The organism is Photobacterium sp. HL06 (assembly GCF_059552575.1).
Genome location: NZ_CM183914.1, coordinates 806351 through 825099, shown reverse-complemented (window position 1 = coordinate 825099; position 18749 = coordinate 806351). Strand labels below are relative to the sequence as shown.

At 48.1% G+C, this 18749-nt stretch carries 19 protein-coding genes; 11 read left to right on the top strand and 8 right to left on the bottom strand.

The window, feature by feature from the left end; all coding sequences use genetic code 11:
- Positions 1–2: 2 nt before the first annotated feature.
- Complete coding sequence (locus AC51G0_RS04175; RefSeq protein ID WP_496300802.1) at positions 3–641, bottom strand: oligogalacturonate-specific porin KdgM family protein; 639 nt, start codon at positions 639–641, stop codon at positions 3–5.
- A 429-nt stretch (positions 642–1070) separates the two neighbouring features.
- On the opposite strand from AC51G0_RS04175, the gene rlmA reads away from it, so the two are divergent.
- From rlmA to AC51G0_RS04150, 5 genes are all read left to right on the top strand, one after another.
- Positions 1071–1886 (top strand): 23S rRNA (guanine(745)-N(1))-methyltransferase, encoded by an 816-nt coding sequence (gene rlmA / locus AC51G0_RS04170; RefSeq protein ID WP_496300801.1) that lies wholly within the window; start codon positions 1071–1073, stop codon positions 1884–1886.
- A 283-nt stretch (positions 1887–2169) separates the two neighbouring features.
- Complete coding sequence (locus AC51G0_RS04165) at positions 2170–3120, top strand: ChaN family lipoprotein (protein WP_496300799.1); 951 nt, start codon at positions 2170–2172, stop codon at positions 3118–3120.
- Positions 3121–3556: 436 nt separating this feature from the next.
- Positions 3557–4525: an ABC transporter substrate-binding protein gene (locus AC51G0_RS04160; protein WP_496301867.1), complete on the top strand. Its 969-nt coding sequence runs from the start codon at positions 3557–3559 to the stop codon at positions 4523–4525.
- Positions 4526–4596: 71 nt separating this feature from the next.
- On the top strand, positions 4597–5523 hold the full coding sequence (locus tag AC51G0_RS04155; protein WP_496300798.1) for an ABC transporter permease: 927 nt from the start codon (positions 4597–4599) through the stop codon (positions 5521–5523).
- Positions 5524–5547: 24 nt separating this feature from the next.
- Positions 5548–6342 carry an ABC transporter ATP-binding protein gene (locus AC51G0_RS04150; RefSeq protein ID WP_496300797.1) on the top strand — a complete coding sequence of 265 codons (795 nt, stop codon included), beginning with the start codon at positions 5548–5550 and terminating at the stop codon, positions 6340–6342.
- A 187-nt stretch (positions 6343–6529) separates the two neighbouring features.
- On the opposite strand, the gene yfbV is transcribed toward AC51G0_RS04150, so the two are convergent.
- The gene (yfbV, locus tag AC51G0_RS04145) at positions 6530–6982 is read right to left on the bottom strand and encodes a terminus macrodomain insulation protein YfbV (protein ID WP_496300796.1); all 453 of its coding nucleotides are present in this window, start codon (positions 6980–6982) and stop codon (positions 6530–6532) included.
- A 335-nt stretch (positions 6983–7317) separates the two neighbouring features.
- On the opposite strand from yfbV, the gene AC51G0_RS04140 reads away from it, so the two are divergent.
- From AC51G0_RS04140 to AC51G0_RS04130, 3 genes are all read left to right on the top strand, one after another.
- On the top strand, positions 7318–8514 hold the full coding sequence (locus AC51G0_RS04140; RefSeq protein ID WP_496300795.1) for an acetate kinase: 1197 nt from the start codon (positions 7318–7320) through the stop codon (positions 8512–8514).
- 191 nt (positions 8515–8705) lie between these two features.
- On the top strand, positions 8706–10844 hold the full coding sequence (gene pta / locus AC51G0_RS04135; RefSeq protein ID WP_496301866.1) for a phosphate acetyltransferase: 2139 nt from the start codon (positions 8706–8708) through the stop codon (positions 10842–10844).
- 229 nt (positions 10845–11073) lie between these two features.
- On the top strand, positions 11074–11820 hold the full coding sequence (locus AC51G0_RS04130) for a hypothetical protein (RefSeq protein WP_496300794.1): 747 nt from the start codon (positions 11074–11076) through the stop codon (positions 11818–11820).
- Positions 11821–12090: 270 nt separating this feature from the next.
- On the opposite strand, the gene focA is transcribed toward AC51G0_RS04130, so the two are convergent.
- The gene (gene focA / locus AC51G0_RS04125; protein WP_496300792.1) at positions 12091–12936 is read right to left on the bottom strand and encodes a formate transporter FocA; all 846 of its coding nucleotides are present in this window, start codon (positions 12934–12936) and stop codon (positions 12091–12093) included.
- Positions 12937–13323: 387 nt separating this feature from the next.
- On the opposite strand from focA, the gene AC51G0_RS04120 reads away from it, so the two are divergent.
- Positions 13324–14085 (top strand): sulfite exporter TauE/SafE family protein, encoded by a 762-nt coding sequence (locus AC51G0_RS04120; RefSeq protein WP_496300791.1) that lies wholly within the window; start codon positions 13324–13326, stop codon positions 14083–14085.
- A 34-nt stretch (positions 14086–14119) separates the two neighbouring features.
- Positions 14120–14395, top strand: coding sequence for an Rdx family protein (locus tag AC51G0_RS04115; RefSeq protein WP_496301865.1), 276 nt, complete (start codon positions 14120–14122; stop codon positions 14393–14395).
- A 63-nt stretch (positions 14396–14458) separates the two neighbouring features.
- Here the strand turns inward: AC51G0_RS04115 and yfcE are convergent, their stop codons facing one another.
- The 5 genes from yfcE to AC51G0_RS04090 form a co-directional block, all read right to left on the bottom strand.
- A complete protein-coding gene (gene yfcE, locus AC51G0_RS04110) occupies positions 14459–15007 on the bottom strand; it encodes a phosphodiesterase (protein WP_496300790.1) in 549 nt (182 codons plus the stop codon).
- 110 nt (positions 15008–15117) lie between these two features.
- A complete protein-coding gene (locus tag AC51G0_RS04105; RefSeq protein WP_496300789.1) occupies positions 15118–15522 on the bottom strand; it encodes a CBS domain-containing protein in 405 nt (134 codons plus the stop codon).
- Positions 15519–15869 (bottom strand): P-II family nitrogen regulator, encoded by a 351-nt coding sequence (locus AC51G0_RS04100; protein ID WP_496300788.1) that lies wholly within the window; start codon positions 15867–15869, stop codon positions 15519–15521. Before AC51G0_RS04100 ends, AC51G0_RS04105 begins: the two co-directional genes overlap by 4 nt.
- Complete coding sequence (locus tag AC51G0_RS04095) at positions 15869–16654, bottom strand: DUF1538 domain-containing protein (protein ID WP_496300787.1); 786 nt, start codon at positions 16652–16654, stop codon at positions 15869–15871. Before AC51G0_RS04095 ends, AC51G0_RS04100 begins: the two co-directional genes overlap by 1 nt.
- Before the next feature lie 11 nt (positions 16655–16665).
- On the bottom strand, positions 16666–17400 hold the full coding sequence (locus AC51G0_RS04090) for a DUF1538 family protein (protein ID WP_496300786.1): 735 nt from the start codon (positions 17398–17400) through the stop codon (positions 16666–16668).
- Between the two features lie 274 nt (positions 17401–17674).
- Here AC51G0_RS04090 and AC51G0_RS04085 point away from each other — a divergent pair, with 274 nt between their 5' ends.
- Positions 17675–18568: a TIGR01777 family oxidoreductase gene (locus tag AC51G0_RS04085; RefSeq protein WP_496300785.1), complete on the top strand. Its 894-nt coding sequence runs from the start codon at positions 17675–17677 to the stop codon at positions 18566–18568.
- The last annotated feature ends 181 nt before the right edge of the window (positions 18569–18749 follow it).

Genomic DNA, 18749 nt, shown 5'->3' with positions numbered 1-18749 from the left:
AATTAGAAACCGTAAGAAGCACCAAACACAATGGCATTGTTTTCGTTATCGGCTTGGTTACGGTACTCAAAATATGGCTGCACACCGTTGCGAGTCCAGGTTGCACGTAGCTCGTGATCCTGTGAATTGTCACCTTCATCTACAATGGTATAGACCAGGTTATATTTCAGGTTTACATTTTCATTTAGCTGATAAGCAACATTGGTGTCAGTACGTGTTGAGCCGTAATCACCCTCGTCATCAAACTGGAAACGGGAACGGTGAGAGATTGACACCTTGTCCATGTTGTAGCCAATTTTAACCAAAGGGCGATACTGTAGCGTAGAACCTTGATGCAGAAGGTGCTGGTAACCCGCAGCAACCCATAGGTTATCTGTAAGGCTGAATGCTTGCTCCCCGCCCACAGTAACATAAGCAGAATCAATGCGGTCAATATCGCCAATCTGGATACCGTCAAATTCAGTATAAACCGTCAAGCCACCAAAAGAGTTAGTAAAAGTATGGCCTGCCTCCAGTGTAGACGTCGCGCTTGAGCCATGCAGTTCGCTGTCGTGGAACTGAACATTACCGGTTACATAAGAAGAAGCAAAAGCGCTTTGAGCCATTAGTAGAGCAACCGAACCTAGTACTAAACGTTTCATCTAACATTCCTAAATGTGTAATTCAAAGTGGCACCTGCCATCATTTTTCCTCAGCGTTCATTTTTCACAACTCAAAAAAACAACCATTCCAGTCACCTAGAATAACAAAGGTCATTATTATTTAGGCCAACACACCAAAATCATTCAGCAGCAAAATAACAAACCATACATGAAACAAATGACAGCAAATAAACCCATAAAACAAAGAGATAGCAATATAAAGCAATCTTCCTTTGAGTCACAAAATATCCTGAGAGGCTGAACATAAGCTGAACAAAAAACAGAGTTAATTGTTTAAATATTAACTGTGAACCGGCTCTATTTTCGAGAGGCGAAATATGTGATCAATCTCCTTCACACTGCTTGCTTGCAGGCGTATATAGGGATGTTTACAATACCCGCTGTCTCTTAAATCGTCCGGTTTACACCATGTCTTACCAATGCCCACTTTGTCATTCAGCGCTTAGCCTTCAAGCTAACTCGTGGCGCTGTGAAAATAATCACCAGTTTGATCAGGCCAAAGAAGGTTATGTGAACCTCATGCCGGCCCAACACAAAGGGTCAAAAAACCCGGGGGATAATAAGGAAATGATGCAGGCACGCCGCCTGTTTCTCAACACCGAGCATTATCAGCCCCTGCGCCACCATGTTGTCGAACAACTAACTAAGTACCTACCAGAACAATCGAAAAATCTGCTCGACATAGGTTGCGGCGAAGGCTATTACACATCTGAATTTGCTAAATTAAATCAAGTATATCCAGCTCTCTCTGTGCATGGTCTAGATATCTCGAAAGTGGCTATACGCTATGCGGCTAAACGTTATCCGGAGTGCCACTTCTGCGTCGCCTCCAGCCATCGACTGCCATTTGGCGACAACCTTCTCGATGGTGTAGTACGCATCTACGCACCTTGTAAAGACGACGAGTTAAACCGAGCAGTGAAAACTGGAGGGATATTGCTGACGGTAACCCCTGCGGCTCGCCACTTGTACCAACTCAAAGAACTTATCTACGACGGTGTACGCCTGCATGAAATGGCAGCGGAAGACATTGAAGGTTTTGAGCTGATCGCCGACCAGCAGCTGCATTATGAAATGAACCTGTCAGGCGAGGAAGCCACGGCATTGATGCAGATGACCCCTTTTGCCTGGAAGACCTCCGAAGAAGTGTGGCAAAAACTTCGCAGTACCCGTGAATTCGGCTGTGAGGCCGACTTTTCAATCCGAGTATACCGTAAGCTTTAATTTCCTCGCGAAATTAGTATGGAACGATTCAAGCCAAAGCCTGTGGTCGTTCCATACAACAGCTAGTTAGCCCTCTTATCGCCAAACATGACGACGTCAAGGGCGTCTAACTCAACCCACACACTAAAATGAAATTAATTATCATTACCATTGCATGGTGATTTCATCTCTCTTATCATTTTGCACCGTCTACAGTTATATCAATATCAAGTATCTATGCCCTGAAGTGATATTTGCCTATCACTGCAAGCTTGGTGCTTTTCAAACCATAGTGGTGAAAATAATGAAGAATTGGCTTTCCCTAGGGTTGGTAAGCTTACTAATGGGATGCGCTACCCAGCCAGCCACAACGCTATCAGAACCACTCCCTCAGACGTTCTATGATTATTCGGTCACCTCGCCTCAAGGCACGCCCTTGAGTCTGACCGAGCTAGCCCAAGCATTGCAGGAAGCCGATATCATTCTGGTCGGCGAGTGGCATGGCCACCCCGGTGCCCACCTGATGCAAGCGCAACTCTTTGCCCAGCTATATAGCCTCAATTCAAACATAGCCCTGTCAATGGAGCAGTTTACCCGTGACAAGCAACACGTGGTTAACCAGTATCTTGCAGGGGAAATTGGTGAAAAAACCCTGATCAAGGAAGGTAATGCCTGGCCAAATTACAGTAGTGACTACCGTCCGCTTGTTGAACTTGCCAAGCAGCACCAGTTAGACGTTATTGCTGCCAATGCACCCAAATCCATTGTACGTTGTATCGGAAAAAATGGTGCCGAATACCTCGACCGCCTGCCTAATGTCGAACGTCAGTGGGTAGCCGAGTCACTGACACTAACCAACGATGCCTATCAAAAGCAATTCATTGCATCCATGCACCACGGTGACGAAGCCAAAACCCAGCGTCAGTTTGCCGCCCAGACAGCCTGGGACGATACGATGGCCGAGAGCATGGTGAATTATCTCGCTCTGTACCCAACCAAGCAGATCATTCACGTTGCTGGCCGGTTCCATGTTGCAGAGGGGCTGGGGACGGCCTCACGCATTACTTCGCGGAACCCAAATTTAAAGGTAATGATGGTCACCCCGATCACCGATGGGGCTGATCTTGCCGAATCAGCACCAGACTATCGCGTACAAGTCATGGCGCTACCTACAAGCTATGTCGACAATGACAAAATGATGGCGGCGATGAGTAGAATTCATGGCAGGAACAATACGTTGAAATGTTACCCATAGGCAGATAGAACAGAACCCCACCGGCGGCCAAGCTTGTGGGGTTCTAAAGGGAGAGATACAGCTAATATCTCCTTAAGCGCATACTATCTGCCAATATCTGTCTGCAGGCTGAACGCTGTGCTTTATAATTCCATCATTAGACAAACTGACGCGTTCATAACCAGCATAATTCGAATTAAGAATATAATGCCATCCAGAATCCAACCGATCGAAATTCAATCTACGCAAACCTTCTAGATCAGCAATTAACTCTACACATCAAACCAAAACCAACATATATCACCTTCGCATTGTTTCATAATTGTTAAAATATAGATGTTCTTTCTTTCCTCATTGCGCTAAAACATTATTCCAGAGAGTAAACAGTACCCAGCTTGCTGCTCTCTCATTGAACATAATTAATAGGCAAGGAGCTTGTGATATGGAATTCAAGAAAATCAAAAAAAATAAACTGCTTACCGCAGCCTGTGTTGCTGCCTCTCTGGCTCTATCTTCACCTTCAGTCTTCGCTGATGTCGCCAAAGTCGCAGTGTCACAAATTGTTGAGCACCCTGCACTTGATGCTGCCCGCCAGGGCCTGCTAGATGGCCTGAAGGAAAAAGGCTATGTCGAAGGTGAAAACCTAGAATTCACCTACCAGACAGCCCAGGGCAACCCTGCGATTGCTGTTCAGATTGCCAAACAGTTCGTCGGTGAGCGCCCGGATGTATTGGTCGGTATCGCAACGCCTACCGCTCAAGCGCTTGCAGCTTCTACTCGCTCGATTCCAGTTGTATTTACCGCGGTTACCGATCCTGTAGGTGCAAAGCTGGTTAAAAATATGGATAAGCCAGCCCGAAATGTCACTGGCCTGTCTGATCTCTCTCCTGTTGCCCAGCATGTTGAACTGATGCAAGAGCTTCTTCCTAATGTCAAAAATATTGGAGTGGTATTCAATCCTGGCGAAGCGAACGCCGTTGCGCTGGTTGAACTGCTTCGAGAAGCAGCGAATGCCAAAGGGTTGAACGTCATCGAAGGAACCGCTCTCAAGAGTGCTGACGTACAGTCTGCCGCACAAATTGTTGCCTCGAAGGCTGACGTGATTTATGCCCCAACCGATAACACGGTTGCCAGTGCCATTGATGGCCTGGTTAACGCTGCGAATCAGGCGAATAAGCCGATTGTTGGCGCCTCAACAACTTATATTGAAAACGGCGCCCTGGCAGCACTGGGCTTTGATTACTACCAGGTCGGCGTACAAACAGCAGATTATGTTGATGCCCTGCTGAAAGGAAAAAAAGTCGCCGAGCTTCCGGTTAAAATCGCAAAAGGCTCTGATCTTGCGCTTAACCAAAAAGCCGCCAAAAAACTGGGGATCACCTTCCCGCAATCTGTACTTGAACGCGCGACGTCAGTAGCGAAGTAATTATTAAAGTGGCGAGAATGAACTAGTTTTTTAATTCTCGCCTCCTCGACATAAGACAAGGAGTGTTTTGGATGTCTTTCTTTGCCTTTCTGGGAACACTGGAAATCGGTTTGGTCTATGGCCTAGTCGCCCTGGGCGTTTATCTGACTTTCCGGGTGCTTGATTTCCCCGACCTAACCGTCGACGGTAGCTTCCCAATGGGGGCCGCCGTAGCTGCCACTGCCATTGTTGCCGGTGTAAACCCTTGGATAGCAACCTTGCTGGCTATTTTTGCCGGCGGCCTGTGTGGTTTAGTCACCGCTTTCCTGGCGATCCGCTGCGGTATTCTTCACCTGCTGGCCAGTATCCTGACCATGATTGCCGCTTTCTCAATCAACATTCGTATTATGGGTCGTCCAAACCTGGCCCTACTGGGAGAAGATACCATTCTGACCCCATTCGAATTGCTGGCAATGGATCTCGGCATTGATTCCGGAATCGTACGCCTAGCTGTTGTGTTATTGCTCGTCGTCTTCAGTGCCTGGTTCATTACCCGCCTGCTTGCCAGTGACTTCGGGCTAGGGTTGCGGGCGACCGGGGTCAACAGCCGGATGGTCAGCGCCCAAGGTGGCAACACCGCGCTGTACACCTATTTTGGCTTGGCACTCTCCAACGGGCTGGTCGGTTTCTCCGGTGCACTTTTTGCCCAAACCAACAGTTTCGCCGATGTCACTTCAGGGGTCGGTACCATTGTGGTCGGCCTGGCAGCGGTGATCCTTGGCCAGACACTGATCCCGGGGCGCAAGATCTGGGTGGCTGTCGTCGCCGTTATCCTCGGCTCGGTACTGTATCGCCTAGCAGTCGCCTTTGCGTTAAGCAGCGGTATGTTCGGCTTGCAGGCCTCGGATTTGAACTTGATCACCGCGCTATTGGTAGCGGTCGCACTTATCGCGCCGAAGATGAAAACCACCATTCAGCGTAAGAAAAAACAAGCGGTTGCTGCAAAAAAGCTAGCCTAAGCGGTTCAGAGGGTAAAATAAAAGATGATTGAATTAAATGACATCCGCGTTACCTTCAATGAAGGCACGATTCTGGAAAACCAGGCGCTTCGGGACGTATCGTTGACAGTACCTGAAAAACAGTTTGTCACTGTTATCGGCTCTAATGGGGCCGGCAAATCGACCTTGCTGGGAGCTGTCAGCGGTGAAACACCGATGGTAGGTGGCCAGGTGATCATCGATGATATCAATGTCACCCAGAAATCGGTACATGAGCGTGCGCAATACGCTGCACGGGTATTTCAGGATCCGCTTGCTGGCACCTGTGCCTCGCTGACTATCGAGGAAAACATGGCATTGGCCTACAAACGCGGCAGCAAGCGAAGCTGGAAGCTTGCCCTGTCATCACAACGGCGCAAGCTGTTTCAGGAGCGCATCAGTATTCTTGGCCTCGGCCTGGAAGATCGCCTCGGTGATAACATCGGCCTGCTATCCGGAGGCCAGCGTCAAGCCGTCAGCTTAGTTATGGCCTCACTGGCCGACAGCAAATTACTGCTGCTCGACGAGCACACTGCTGCCCTTGATCCCCGCATGGCAGCCTTTGTCTTGGCCTTGACCAAGAAAGTGGTCGAAGAATTTGATCTCACCGTCATGATGGTCACCCACTCAATGAAAGACGCCCTCGCCTATGGCGACCGCACCGTGATGTTGCACCAGGGCGAAATTGTCCTTGATGTTGATGGGCAAGAGCGAGCCCAGATGGGAGTCAAGGATCTGCTCGAGATGTTCAGCAAGGTACGCGGCGAAGAACTGGCGGATGATAGCCTTTTGTTAGGCTAGCGCGTTATTTGAAATGCTCATTAAAAAAGCGCCGGGGATCACTCCGGCGCTTTTTTTGATTTCTGAGGTCCTGCTATAGGGTTTTGCAAAAATATGATGAAGGAGCAATTCTTGCTCCTCCACAGTACTTATACCGCTTTTCCTCGCTTCCCAAAGCGAAGCGTAACCCGCCTCCACACGAAGTGTCCTAGAACCACCGCTCCAGCGACGTCTTGTCCAGCTGCTTGAACGCCCGATTCAACACTTGGGCCAGTTCAAGATAGCGCGGTCGTGATTTCAACGGCTGCAGCGCATAGCCTTCACTGGTGATCTTGTCATGAATTTCGCGGTACCAGCTCGCCAGTGAGGGCGGCAGAACAGTCCGGCTACGTTTGCCCAGCCACCATAGCCCCTGCAGCGGCATACTCAATGCAAAAAACGCTACGGCTATCGCCTGGGGCAAAGCATCGTAGTTGTTAAATGCCATCTGACTCAATACGCTCATTACTGCAACAGCAGGCATTACTCGGGTCGCAAATTTCGTCGCCTTGATGTAGCGCGGCTCCGGGAACATCATTGTCAGCTCTTTTCTCATCGGCCATGTCGCCATGTACTGCTGGCCATTTTGGAAAGACTGCCAGATCGATTTTTTTTGACTCATAAAGCACCAAACTTCAAAAAAAACAGTAAAAATTCAAATTTAGCAATAATAAACTTGATTCAAATTAAATTTTTCTAAAAATCTTTTTGTTATATTGCGTAACAATCGCTATCCTAAGCGCGCCTAAAGTAATTGTTGCCTGTAATCATCGTTCTGGCAACCTAAGGCAGCCTCCAGGGATGGCCCAGAATTGTGGGTTCCTCAATTCTCTAGTATACGGACGTAATACGAATTTGACCCAGATTAGATCGACCCAATCAAAAGTCGTCTATCCTATGGGTAATTTTTATTCAGTTGAATATCAACTTTCAGACAGATTATAGGTAGTCACTCTCATGTCTAAGCTGGTTTTAGTTCTTAACTGCGGTAGTTCTTCTCTTAAGTTCGCTGTTGTTGACGCGGTATCAGGTGAAGAGCACCTGACAGGTCTTGCAGAATGTCTGCACCTTCCAGAAGCACGTATCAAGTGGAAACTTGACGGCAAGCACGAAGCTCAACTAGGTAACGGCGCAGCTCACGAAGAAGCGCTAGCGTTCATGGTTGACACTATTCTTGCTTCTAAGCCAGAACTATCTGAAAACCTAGCAGCAATCGGTCACCGTGTTGTTCACGGTGGTGAGAAGTTCACTCAGTCTGCACTTATCGACGAAGCAGTACTTAAAGGTATCGAAGACTGTGCAACACTTGCACCTCTTCACAACCCTGCTCACATCATCGGTATTAAAGCGGCTCAAAAAGCATTCCCAGCACTTAAAAATGTTGCTGTATTCGATACTGCTTTCCACCAGACTATGCCTGAAGAAGCGTACCTATACGCACTTCCGTACAACCTATACACAGACCACGCGATCCGTCGTTACGGTATGCACGGTACTTCTCACCTGTTCATCACTCGTGAAACAGCTACCCTACTAGACAAGCCAGAAGATGAACTAAACATCATCAACTGTCACCTAGGTAACGGTGCCTCTGTTTGTGCAATCAAAAACGGTAAGTCTGTAGATACATCTATGGGTCTGACTCCACTTGAAGGCCTAGTAATGGGTACGCGTTGTGGTGATATCGATCCGGCTATCATCTTCCACCTACACGACAACCTTGGTTACTCTGTTGAGCAAATCAACACTATGCTAACTAAAGAGTCAGGTCTTCAAGGTCTAACCCAAGTGACTTCTGACTGCCGTTTCGTTGAAGACAACTACGGTGAGAAAGAAGAAGCTACTCGTGCTATGGACGTATTCTGTCACCGTCTAGCTAAGTACGTTGCTGGCTACACAGCTTCTCTTGAAGGTCGTCTAGACGCAATCACGTTCACTGGTGGTATCGGTGAAAACTCAGCACCTATCCGTGAGATGGTTCTTAACCGTCTAGCTATCCTAGGTGTTGAAGTTGATAGCGAAGCAAACCTGAAAGCACGCTTCGGTAAAGAAGGTGTGATCACTGCTGCAAACAGCCGTGTTCCTGCAATGGTTGTTTCAACTAACGAAGAACTAGTAATCGCAGAAGATACAGCGCGTCTAGCTGAAATCTAATCTGGCGATACTCTGCTGTGCCCTTCGGCACAGCAAATAACGGCTGGCTTAGGCCAGCCGTTTTTTCATAAACGTTGGTGTTTCAATGTTTATGACCTTTTTGTGGTGCTGTTCAATACCGGTTACCAAATCGTTATCGAACAGTGCTTTCGTGTTCAATAGTTGAGGAATCCATAGTGTCCCGTACTATTATGCTTATTCCGGTTGGTGCCGGAGTTGGTCTTACGAGCGTTAGCCTTGGTGTGCTACGCGCAATGGAACGCAAAGGTGTTCGCGTTTCTTTCTTCAAGCCAATCGCTCAGCCACGCCACGGCGGTGAGCAGCCAGATCTGACAACCACTATCATTACCGCTAATAGCAATATGCAGGTTGCAGAACCATTCTCAATGGCTCGTGCCGAAGAGCTTATCCGTAATGATAAGAGCGATGTACTGCTAGAAGACATCGTTGCTCGCTTCAAAGATGCAACGGCTGATGCTGAAGTTGCGCTGATCGAAGGTCTGGTTCCAACTCGCAAGCACCCGTTCGCGAACCAGATTAACTATGAAATCGCTAAAACGCTGGATGCGGAAATCGTATTCGTTGTTGCGCCGGGCACAGATAACCCAGCACAGCTTAAAGAGCGTATCGAAGTAGCATGTTCTAACTTCGGCGGCATCAAAAACAAGCAAATCTCTGGCGTTATCGTTAACAAACTAAACGCGCCTGTAGATGCTGAAGGCCGTACTCGTCCTGATCTGTCTGAAATCTTTGACGATGCAGAAGCAACGGTACCTTCAAACGTTGAAGTGATGCAGGTATTCAACTCAAGCCCAATCCGTGTACTAGGCTGTGCACCATGGAGCTCAGAGCTGATCGCGACACGTTCAACTGACATTGCGAAGCACCTAAACGCTGAAATCATCAACGAAGGTGAAGTCGCTACTCGCCGTATCAAGAGCATCACGTTCTGTGCACGTTCTATCCCGCACATGGTTGAACACTTCCGTCCTGGTTCTCTGCTAGTTACTTCTGCAGACCGCCCAGACGTAATCGTTGCAGCATGTCTTGCAGCGATGAACGGCGTTGAAATCGGTGCCCTACTGCTTACTGGCGGTTACGAGCTTCCTAAGCCAGTCATGGATCTATGTGATCGTGCATTCGAAACAGGCCTACCTGTAATGACGGCACTTGGTAACACTTGGCAGACATCTCTGAACCTTCAGAGCTTCAGCCTAGAAGTACCAGCAGACGATAAAGAGCGTGTAGAGCTAGTTAACGAATACATGGCAAGCCACATCGACGGCCAGTGGATTGAATCACTCACTGAAGGTTCAACCAAAGAGCGTCGCCTAAGCCCACCAGCATTCCGTTACGAGCTAACTGAGCTTGCACGTAAAGCAGCTAAGCGCGTTGTTCTACCTGAAGGTGACGAACCACGTACCGTTAAAGCGGCAGCTATCTGTGCAGAGCGTGGTATTGCTGAATGTGTGCTTCTTGGTAACCCAGAAGAAATCAAGCGTGTTGCAGAGCAGCAAGGCGTTACACTAGGTGCTGGCGTTAAGATCATCGATTCTGCAGCAGTACGTGAAAACTACGTAGCCCGCCTGGTTGAGCTTCGTGGCGCGAAGGGCATGACTGATGTTGTTGCTCGTGAAAAGCTACAAGATTCTGTTTTCCTTGGCACAATGATGCTAGAAAACAACGAAGTTGATGGCCTTGTTTCTGGTGCTGTACACACAACGGCTAACACAATCGTACCGCCGTTCCAGATCATCAAGACGGCACCTGATGCCTCTATCGTATCTTCAGTATTCTTCATGCTTCTGCCTGATCAAGTACTGGTATACGGTGACTGTGCAATCAACCCGGATCCAAACGCTGAGCAGCTAGCTGAAATCGCTATTCAGTCTGCAGATTCTGCAAAAGCGTTCGGTATCGAACCTCGCGTTGCTATGATCTCTTACTCTACCGGTACTTCTGGTAAAGGTGCAGACGTAGATAAAGTACGTGAAGCAACTAAGATCGCTCAAGAGAAACGTCCTGATCTAATCATCGATGGCCCTCTACAGTACGATGCTGCAATCATGGAAAACGTAGCGGCTTCTAAAGCGCCAAACTCTCCAGTAGCAGGTAAAGCGACTGTATTCGTATTCCCTGATCTAAACACGGGTAACACGACGTACAAAGCGGTACAGCGTTCAGCAGATCTAGTTTCAATCGGTCCAATGCTTCAGGGCATGCGCAAGCCGGTTAATGACCTGTCTCGTGGCGCACTGGTTGACGATATCGTCTACACCGTTGCACTAACTGCTATTCAGGCGAAACAAGCTGAAGATGCTAGCAAGTAATCACTGATTAGCTCAAAACATCAAACACCTCCGCTTTGCGGGGGCGTTTTTTTATGCGAAGCTTAATAAAGTAGCAACTCGTTCAATCACTGCTTTCTACTTTCTTTATTCAATATAATCATGCTACGAAGAGTGTAACTTATTCTATACTATGTGTGTTAATTGGACACTCAATCACCTTTATATGGGATATACAAGCCCCCGGAGCGCTCTTAAGGAAGAGAAAGCTATGAAAAAGTTCAAACGTTACTTCAGTTTTTTTATCAACACTCCAAAATCATTAGCTCCTAAAAAAAATGTCTTTATATTAAGTCATATGCGTTCCACAAGCTCGCTCTTAAGCCATGTGTTATCGTCACATGAACAAATATGTGGGCACAATGAGCTTCATTCTTCTTATACAGATCGTAAGCATCTTATTAAAACCAGAGCAGCATTATACGTAGAAAAAGAAAGCTACGAACAGGCTGATTACTTATTAGATAAGCTATTGCACAATCAGCTTATAATTAATGAGGATATTTTTAATACACCACCTAAGTATATTTTTCTCTTACGAAATCCTGAGCGTACAATGAGTAGTATGATAAAAATGCATCTAGGGAACAAAAATACGAAAGACACAATTTATAAGCTTGAAGATTACTATCTGAATCGTATAGATGCCATGATAAAATACTGGATTGAATTAAAAGGAGAAAAGATATTTATATCTTCGGAACAGCTGGTTGAAAATACAAGTGACTTATTACTTGAAGTTTCTGAGTTCTTATCTCTGTCGAAACCTCTTACCGAGGGGTATGATGTTTATAGTGATACTGGTAAAGGTGGTCTTGGTGATACATCAAATAATATTAAAGCTGGTAAAATATTGAAATCAACACCTATAAATGCGCAGGGACAGGAATTATTAGAGCTATTAGATATGGATAAAATCAATGACGCATACTCAACGGCTATTGAGTGCTTTGTCTAAGTGATTATATATTCACGTTTTATTTAGCAAATACTGCATCATGTATGAGCAGAATAAATTGGTTTATATCTCTTCTATTATAGTGAGTTGATGCTTATTTCTTCCTGAAATCTATCATTAGGCAATAAGCCAACCACAGCGTTAGTCCAATCCAAACAAATATAAATAAAAAAGACCGCCACAGTAACCTGCGACGGCCAGTGTCAGACTCGAATATCTAACAAGAAATATACGTGAGTAAACGTAGAACGTGTATGGCGGGGGTCAAATTTACTTACCGCGCAAATAAATAATCCAGTAACCCATCCCCACAAACACCCCACCACCGATGATGTTACCGATAGTCACCGGGATAAGGTTATTGATAATAAAATTACTCATCGTCAAATCAGCAAAATCAGCCGGGTTCATCCCGCTCATTTGCCAGAATTCAGGTGATGCCACCGTTTTAATACCAATCGCCATTGGTACCTGGAACATATTCGCAATACAGTGCTCAAAACCGGCAGATACGAACATTGCTACTGGCAAAACCATCACGATAATTTTGTCCGTCAGGGTACGACCGCTGAATGTCATCCATACCGCCACGCAAACCAATACATTACACATGATCCCCAGCGCCACCGCCTGGAAGAAACCATGATGAAGCTTGTGCTGGGCAATCTGCATCGTGTTGATCCCCAGTGCGCCATCAGCGGACAGATACTGTTTGCTAATCAGCATAATACCCACCAGCAGCAAAGCACCGATGAGATTACCGATATATACCACGCCCCAGTTCAAACAGAGGCTCTTCCAGCTAATTTTACCGCTGGCGCGGGCAACCAGCGTCAGCACAGAGCTGGTAAATAGTTCACCACCCGTAATTACAACCAGGATTAGCCCCAGGCTGAATGCCAGGCCACCGACAAAGCGGGCCATCCCCCACGCCATGTCACCCGTGCCAGTGGTTACCGTCGTGTAAAATACAAATGCAATGCCGATATGCATACCAGCCGTAATGGCCAGCAAAAGCGACTTCACTGGATCTTTTGTGGCTTTGCCAACCCCTACCTCAGCAGCCTTCTCGGCCATCTGCGGCGGTAATAGAGAATCGAACTGACCCTGACTCATAATTCTGCACCCGAACATACTGAAACACATAAAAAGCGATGCCGGATAGTGAACCTAAATCAGCGGAAATACAAGGCTCGAACCTGACAAAAACTCGATAAAAACGAGTGTATACCTCGAGTTTTCCGAATCAACAGATTTGGTAAACATCATTCAACATTTCAGTAATCCTATTGATCAATTCATTCAAAAAAACCTCACAACAGCCTTCCAAAAGCAGTTCAGCCTGCCTGTACACCATAGCTATTGAGCAGCCAGTTCAATAAGGATTCAGCCTATGGCAGCTATCTTCGAGTGACTAATGGCCGCTGAATACCTTGGTGCATATAATAGGTGAAGTTGTTAAGATGCAATACACTTGCAGGTAAACGGAATCACCTACATTTCATGGATATATTAAATACCTTCGGACTGTTTCTCGGCTCATTATTTTCCAACACACTTGCCTCTCTCTCTGGAGGGGGCGCTGGCCTGATCCAGTTTCCGCTGCTTATTTTCCTTGGCCTGCCATTTGGTATTGCGCTCGCTACCCACAAAGTTGCCAGTGTGGCCTTAGGGTTAGGTGCCGCTATCAAGCACATTCGAGCCGGGAGCCTGAACTGGACATTGACCCTATATGTCATTGTGGCCGGCATGCTAGGTGTCATCCTTGGGGCCAATATTATTTTATTTGTCCCCGGCAGAGCGGCTGAAGCGATGCTCGGGTTACTGATCTTGGGGCTTGGGATCTACTCTCTCACCAAGGCGGAGCTTGGCCAGCAAGATCAGCCTCGCAACCGCCACTGGCAAGGTATGGTTATTGGCGGGATCGGACTGACCTTGATTGGCATATTAAACGGTTCACTCACCGCTGGCACGGGATTGTTCGTTACCTTGTTTCTGATCCGCTGGTTTGGCTTTGACTACAAGCAGGCCGTCGCCCTTACCTTGGTGAGCGTCGGGCTATTTTGGAATGGTATTGGGGCTGCCACCATGTATCTGGCCGGGGCTGATATATACTGGCCCTGGATCCCGGCATTGTTACTCGGCTCCCTCCTTGGCGGCTACCTTGGTGCTCACCTGGCCGCCCAGAAAAGCAATGCCCTTATCAAGCGCTGCTTTGAGGTGTTAACCTTTCTCATCGGCTTTAAGCTGTTGCTAGGCTTTTAACCGAGCACTTCAATAATTTGGGGATCACACGATGATGGAAAAAGCGAAAATCGACATTTATTACTGCCGCCAATGCAATTGGATGCTACGTTCGAGCTGGATGGCACAAGAGCTGCTCCATACTTTCAGCGAAGAGATTGATACCCTCAGCCTTCACCCCGATACCGGCGGTCGCTTTGAGGTGTACTGCAATCAGCAACTGATTTGGGAACGCAAGGCAGAGGGTGGCTTTCCTGATGCCAAGCAACTAAAGCAGCGAGTCAGAGATGTCATCGATCCTGAGCGGGATCTAGGTCATGTAGACCGATAAAATGGCAGGAATGCACAAGGCGGCCAATAGCCACCTTGTTTCAATCAGCAAGGGCAAGCCCCTTTACACTAGCTCGACCTGGCAAATGACCTCGCCAGAAAAAGCAATAACCTTCAAAGTATTGTCTTCAAGCAGGCCATAGCTCGCCTGATGCTCTCCGCGAGGAATGGTAATAGAGCCCGGGTTGAACAGGTACAGCTCATCCTTTTGTTCCGCGACAGGCAGGTGGGTGTGGCCAGACACAATCACATCGCCAGCACGCAAACGCGGATGTTTGCCTCCGTTATACAGGTGGCCATGGGTCAGGAACAGGCGGCGGCCATTGGCTAGCAGTACCAGGTTATAATCAGCCATCATCGGGAAATCGAGTAGCATCTGATCAACGTCACTGTCACAGTTGCCACGAACAGCAGTAATACGATCGGCGTATTGATTAAGCTGCTCAGCAACCTCAATCGGTGCATACCCCGCAGGCAGGGCATTTCTCGGGCCGTGATTAAGCACGTCACCAAGCAGGATCAGATGCTCTGCACCACTTTGTGCGAAGGCTGCCAACATGGCTTGGGTACTCTCGGCACAGCCATGGATATCAGAGGCAAAAAACAGTTTCATAGGATGATTACTTACCAGAACTTACTACAACAGGATGCCAAGATATTACACTTATCAGTTAAACATTTCTAACCGCAATGCCGTTCTGTTATATGGCTACCGAACAAGCATTAATCGTCCCGCAGCATACCGTTTAGCACAATATTGTTATAGCTCACCATTCCCAGTACTTTCCCGTCTTCAATCACAGGAGCCCGGCTAATGCCAAAACGTTCAAACAATCGGGCGCAATAACGGACATCCATGGTGGCACTGACAGACAATGCGGGTTTTGTCATGATCTCGTATACGTTTGTCCGCCGCGGCGAACGATCGATAGCCAGTACTTTCTTAGCAATGTCATTCATCAGCACAATGCCATATTCGTCATCGTCATTGCGCTTGTTGACAATCAGGGCCTTTACCTGACGATGTTTGGCAATCTCCACCGCCTCGGCTACCGTGGTTAAGCCTTCCACAATAGCGTAGGTATTCATCATCACATCTCTTACTCTGACCACCGTTTCAGGGCTCATAGCTTATCCTCCACAACCTTCGTCAATGTCTCTACCTGGTGGGCTACCCCAATCGCATCCTCGACATCCAACTGAACGGCAATCCCCTGCCCGGGGCCAGAATCAAACTCACCGACTCTTTCTATCGTTTCCAAAATCGAGCGTGCCAGGTGCTCCTCCACGACAAACAGCAGCACATCACGCTGGACTTCCAGGCTCAGCCCGAAAAAGGTTTTCTTCTTGTGTAACCCTTCTCCCCGAGCATTATTGATAACGGTGGCACCGGTTGCGCCGGCCTCGCGTGCCGCATCCAGGACGGCATCCGTTTTTGTATCTTCCACAAAAGCAACTAACAACTTAAATCGCATTAGTCTATCTCCTTATGGCCTTGCCATATCGACAATTGGGCATAGCCCATTACCGTGATCATCGGAAATAAGCTGGCAAATGCTATCAAACCAAATCCATCCAACACCGGGTTGCGCCCCGGTACGGTAGATGCCAGCCCCAGCCCCAGCGCAGTCACAATCGGTACCGTCACGGTAGAGGTAGTCACTCCACCCGAATCGTAGGCCAGCGGGACAATCGTCTTGGGGGCAAAATAGGTTTGGACAACTACCACGATATAGCCCGCCATAATGTAATAGTGCAGCGGATCACCGGCAACAATTCGGTAGCTACCCAATGCAATGCCAAACGCGACGCCCAAAGCCACCGAGATCCGCAATCCGTTGACCTTTATCGTGCCACCAGAAACCTGATTGGCCTTAATGGCAACCGCAATCAACGATGGCTCGGCCACCGTGGTACTAAACCCTATTGCGGCTGAAAACAGGTACACCCAATAATATTCTTCCCAGGGCACCTGGGCCGGAATGGTTTCCCCTTCACTAAACAGGAAATCAAGCGCGGTCAGCTGAGCGGCCATCGACTCACCGAGCGGAAACAGTGCCAGCTCCAGCCCCATCAAGAACAGCGATAGCCCGAGAACCACATAGACAAACCCCAGCAGAACCTTATGCCAATGGGCTACGGGGCGTCGCAGTACCGCAAGCTGAAAGCCAAAAATAATGATCACGATCGGCAGCACATCGCGCACTGTTGTTCCTAGGGTATTGTAAAAATGTATTAATACTGACGATAACTCGATCATGCACCCTTCACTTAATGCACCAGCATGCCGTAACCCATAACAAAAATCATCGGAGTCAGCGAGGCAAAGGCAATGAGGCCAAAGCCGTCCACCATAGGGTTACGGCCTTTGATTGAGGAGGCGAGCCCGACCCCAAGCGCCGTCACCAATGGGACGGTAATGGTTGATGTCGTCACCCCACCTGAATCATAGGCAATACCGACGATACTTGGTGGCGCAAACCAGGTCATTATCATCACGAGTACGTAGCCGCTAATGATCATCCAGTGGATTGGCCAGCCCTTCAGTATCCGAGTCACCCCGAGCATAATCGCAATCCCGACCGAAAAAGCCACCGTCAGCCGTAACCCATTGGCATAATCATCCTGCATTTCTTCGTCGGCTGAAATCAGCCCGCCTTCAGCCGCCACTTCAGCCGCCTCGGCTGCCACTGCCGTTAACGCAGGCTCCGCAACGGTCGTGCCGAATCCCAGGCAAAAAGCAAAGATCAGCAACCAAACCACACTCCCCTTACTGGCAAAGGATCGGGCCATCGACTCTCCGATCGGAAACAGTCCCATTTCCAACCCAAAAATAAAGAAAGTCAGCCCCATCACCACCAATACAAGGCCAAGCAAAATCGACCCCAAGTGCGGTAAGGGCTGTTGCAATACCACTAGCTGAAAAAAGCCAATGACCACAATAATAGGCAGCAAGTCACGCAGGCTAGAAAGCATTGCTTTGAGCATTGCCAGAATCGATGTCATGCTGCCTCCTGCGCCACTTCCATTGTTATCTATAACAGTAATGGTCATTCACATTTAGAAACAAACTTTATTGCACAAGTCGAGAAGCTAGGCACATTATTGAATATTCGCAATAAAAAACCTTGCAATTACCGTGGATAGAAAAGGTTGTCCGATTAATCACAACCCTTTGATTGAAGGAATATTCTATTGATCGTTTATACTAGTATTACGTTGAACCTATTCAGCTAGGTTGTGTTTTGCTCTGATTGCTTGGTACAGGACAATGGATGGAATGAATATATTAGTTACTGGTGGCACGGGATTTATCGGAAAAGCACTCCTACCGCATTTTAACCATGAGCATTTAACGGTACTCAGCCGAACCCCCAACCGAGCCTACCAGCAGCTAGGACACCATATCAAAGTCATTAGTTGCCTGGATGAACTACCTGACTTCAATGACATTGATATTGTTATCAACTTGGCAGGCGAACCTATCGTCAACAAACGCTGGAGTGACAAGCAAAAGAAAGTTATCTGCCAGAGCCGCTGGGAGATCACCCGTAAGCTGGTAGAAAAAATAAAGGCCAGTACCAACCCGCCTCACACCTTTATCAGTGGTTCGGCGGTTGGCATTTACGGGGACCAAAAGTCAGCCAGCTTTGATGAAAGCCTGGAAGTCAAAAATACGGATTTTGCTCACCTTGTCTGTCGGAAGTGGGAAGAAGAAGCGCTCGCTGCGCAATCCGATCGCACCCGGGTCTGCCTGCTCCGAACCGGTATCGTACTCGCCAAGCAAGGTGGCGCCTTGGCACGCATGCTGCCCGCCTACCAGCTAGGGCTAGGTGGGCCCCTCGGCAACGGCGAGCAATATTTCCCGTGGATCCATATGCAAGATATGGTGAAAGGGATCCTATTCTTGCTCAAACATCCCGAAGCCAGCGGCGCCTACAACTTTACCGCCCCCAACCCGGTCACCAATAAAGAGTTCAGCCAAACGCTGGCGCGGGTACTGCACCGCCCCCATATTTTCAAAACACCAGCCTGGTTGCTCAAGGTGGGGTTGGGCGAATCCTCGTCACTGTTGCTCGACAGCCAGCGTGCACTGCCTTCCCGTCTACAAGAACAAGGATTCCATTTTAGCTTTCCTAAGCTGGAACATGCGCTGGAAGAGACGCTAGGATAAAGCGAGAAATTGGTTCCTGGTTCCTGGTTCCTGGTTCCTGGTTCCTGGTTCCTGGTTCCTGGTTCCTGGTTCCTGGTTCCTGGTTCCTGGTTCCTGGTTCCTGGTTCCTGGTTCCTGGTTCCTGGTTCCTGGTTCCTGGTTCCTGGTTCCTGCAAGGCAGACTCGTCGAGCCTAAAAGCTA

Bases quoted from the DNA above. Each gene is read 5' to 3' on its own strand.
- yfcE (WP_496300790.1), bottom strand. From the start codon at position 15,007: ATGAAACTGTTTTTTGCCTCTGATATCCATGGCTGTGCCGAGAGTACC.
- pta (WP_496301866.1), top strand. From the start codon at position 8,706: ATGCTTATTCCGGTTGGTGCCGGAGTTGGTCTTACGAGCGTTAGCCTT.
- AC51G0_RS04175 (WP_496300802.1), bottom strand. From the start codon at position 641: ATGAAACGTTTAGTACTAGGTTCGGTTGCTCTACTAATGGCTCAAAGC.
- AC51G0_RS04120 (WP_496300791.1), top strand. From the start codon at position 13,324: ATGGATATATTAAATACCTTCGGACTGTTTCTCGGCTCATTATTTTCC.
- AC51G0_RS04095 (WP_496300787.1), bottom strand. From the start codon at position 16,654: ATGATCGAGTTATCGTCAGTATTAATACATTTTTACAATACCCTAGGA.
- AC51G0_RS04085 (WP_496300785.1), top strand. From the start codon at position 17,675: ATGAATATATTAGTTACTGGTGGCACGGGATTTATCGGAAAAGCACTC.
- rlmA (WP_496300801.1), top strand. From the start codon at position 1,071: ATGTCTTACCAATGCCCACTTTGTCATTCAGCGCTTAGCCTTCAAGCT.
- AC51G0_RS04155 (WP_496300798.1), top strand. From the start codon at position 4,597: ATGTCTTTCTTTGCCTTTCTGGGAACACTGGAAATCGGTTTGGTCTAT.
- AC51G0_RS04105 (WP_496300789.1), bottom strand. From the start codon at position 15,522: ATGAGCCCTGAAACGGTGGTCAGAGTAAGAGATGTGATGATGAATACC.
- AC51G0_RS04115 (WP_496301865.1), top strand. From the start codon at position 14,120: ATGGAAAAAGCGAAAATCGACATTTATTACTGCCGCCAATGCAATTGG.
- yfbV (WP_496300796.1), bottom strand. From the start codon at position 6,982: ATGAGTCAAAAAAAATCGATCTGGCAGTCTTTCCAAAATGGCCAGCAG.
- AC51G0_RS04150 (WP_496300797.1), top strand. From the start codon at position 5,548: ATGATTGAATTAAATGACATCCGCGTTACCTTCAATGAAGGCACGATT.
- AC51G0_RS04130 (WP_496300794.1), top strand. From the start codon at position 11,074: ATGAAAAAGTTCAAACGTTACTTCAGTTTTTTTATCAACACTCCAAAA.
- AC51G0_RS04140 (WP_496300795.1), top strand. From the start codon at position 7,318: ATGTCTAAGCTGGTTTTAGTTCTTAACTGCGGTAGTTCTTCTCTTAAG.
- focA (WP_496300792.1), bottom strand. From the start codon at position 12,936: ATGAGTCAGGGTCAGTTCGATTCTCTATTACCGCCGCAGATGGCCGAG.
- AC51G0_RS04090 (WP_496300786.1), bottom strand. From the start codon at position 17,400: ATGACATCGATTCTGGCAATGCTCAAAGCAATGCTTTCTAGCCTGCGT.
- AC51G0_RS04100 (WP_496300788.1), bottom strand. From the start codon at position 15,869: ATGCGATTTAAGTTGTTAGTTGCTTTTGTGGAAGATACAAAAACGGAT.
- AC51G0_RS04165 (WP_496300799.1), top strand. From the start codon at position 2,170: ATGAAGAATTGGCTTTCCCTAGGGTTGGTAAGCTTACTAATGGGATGC.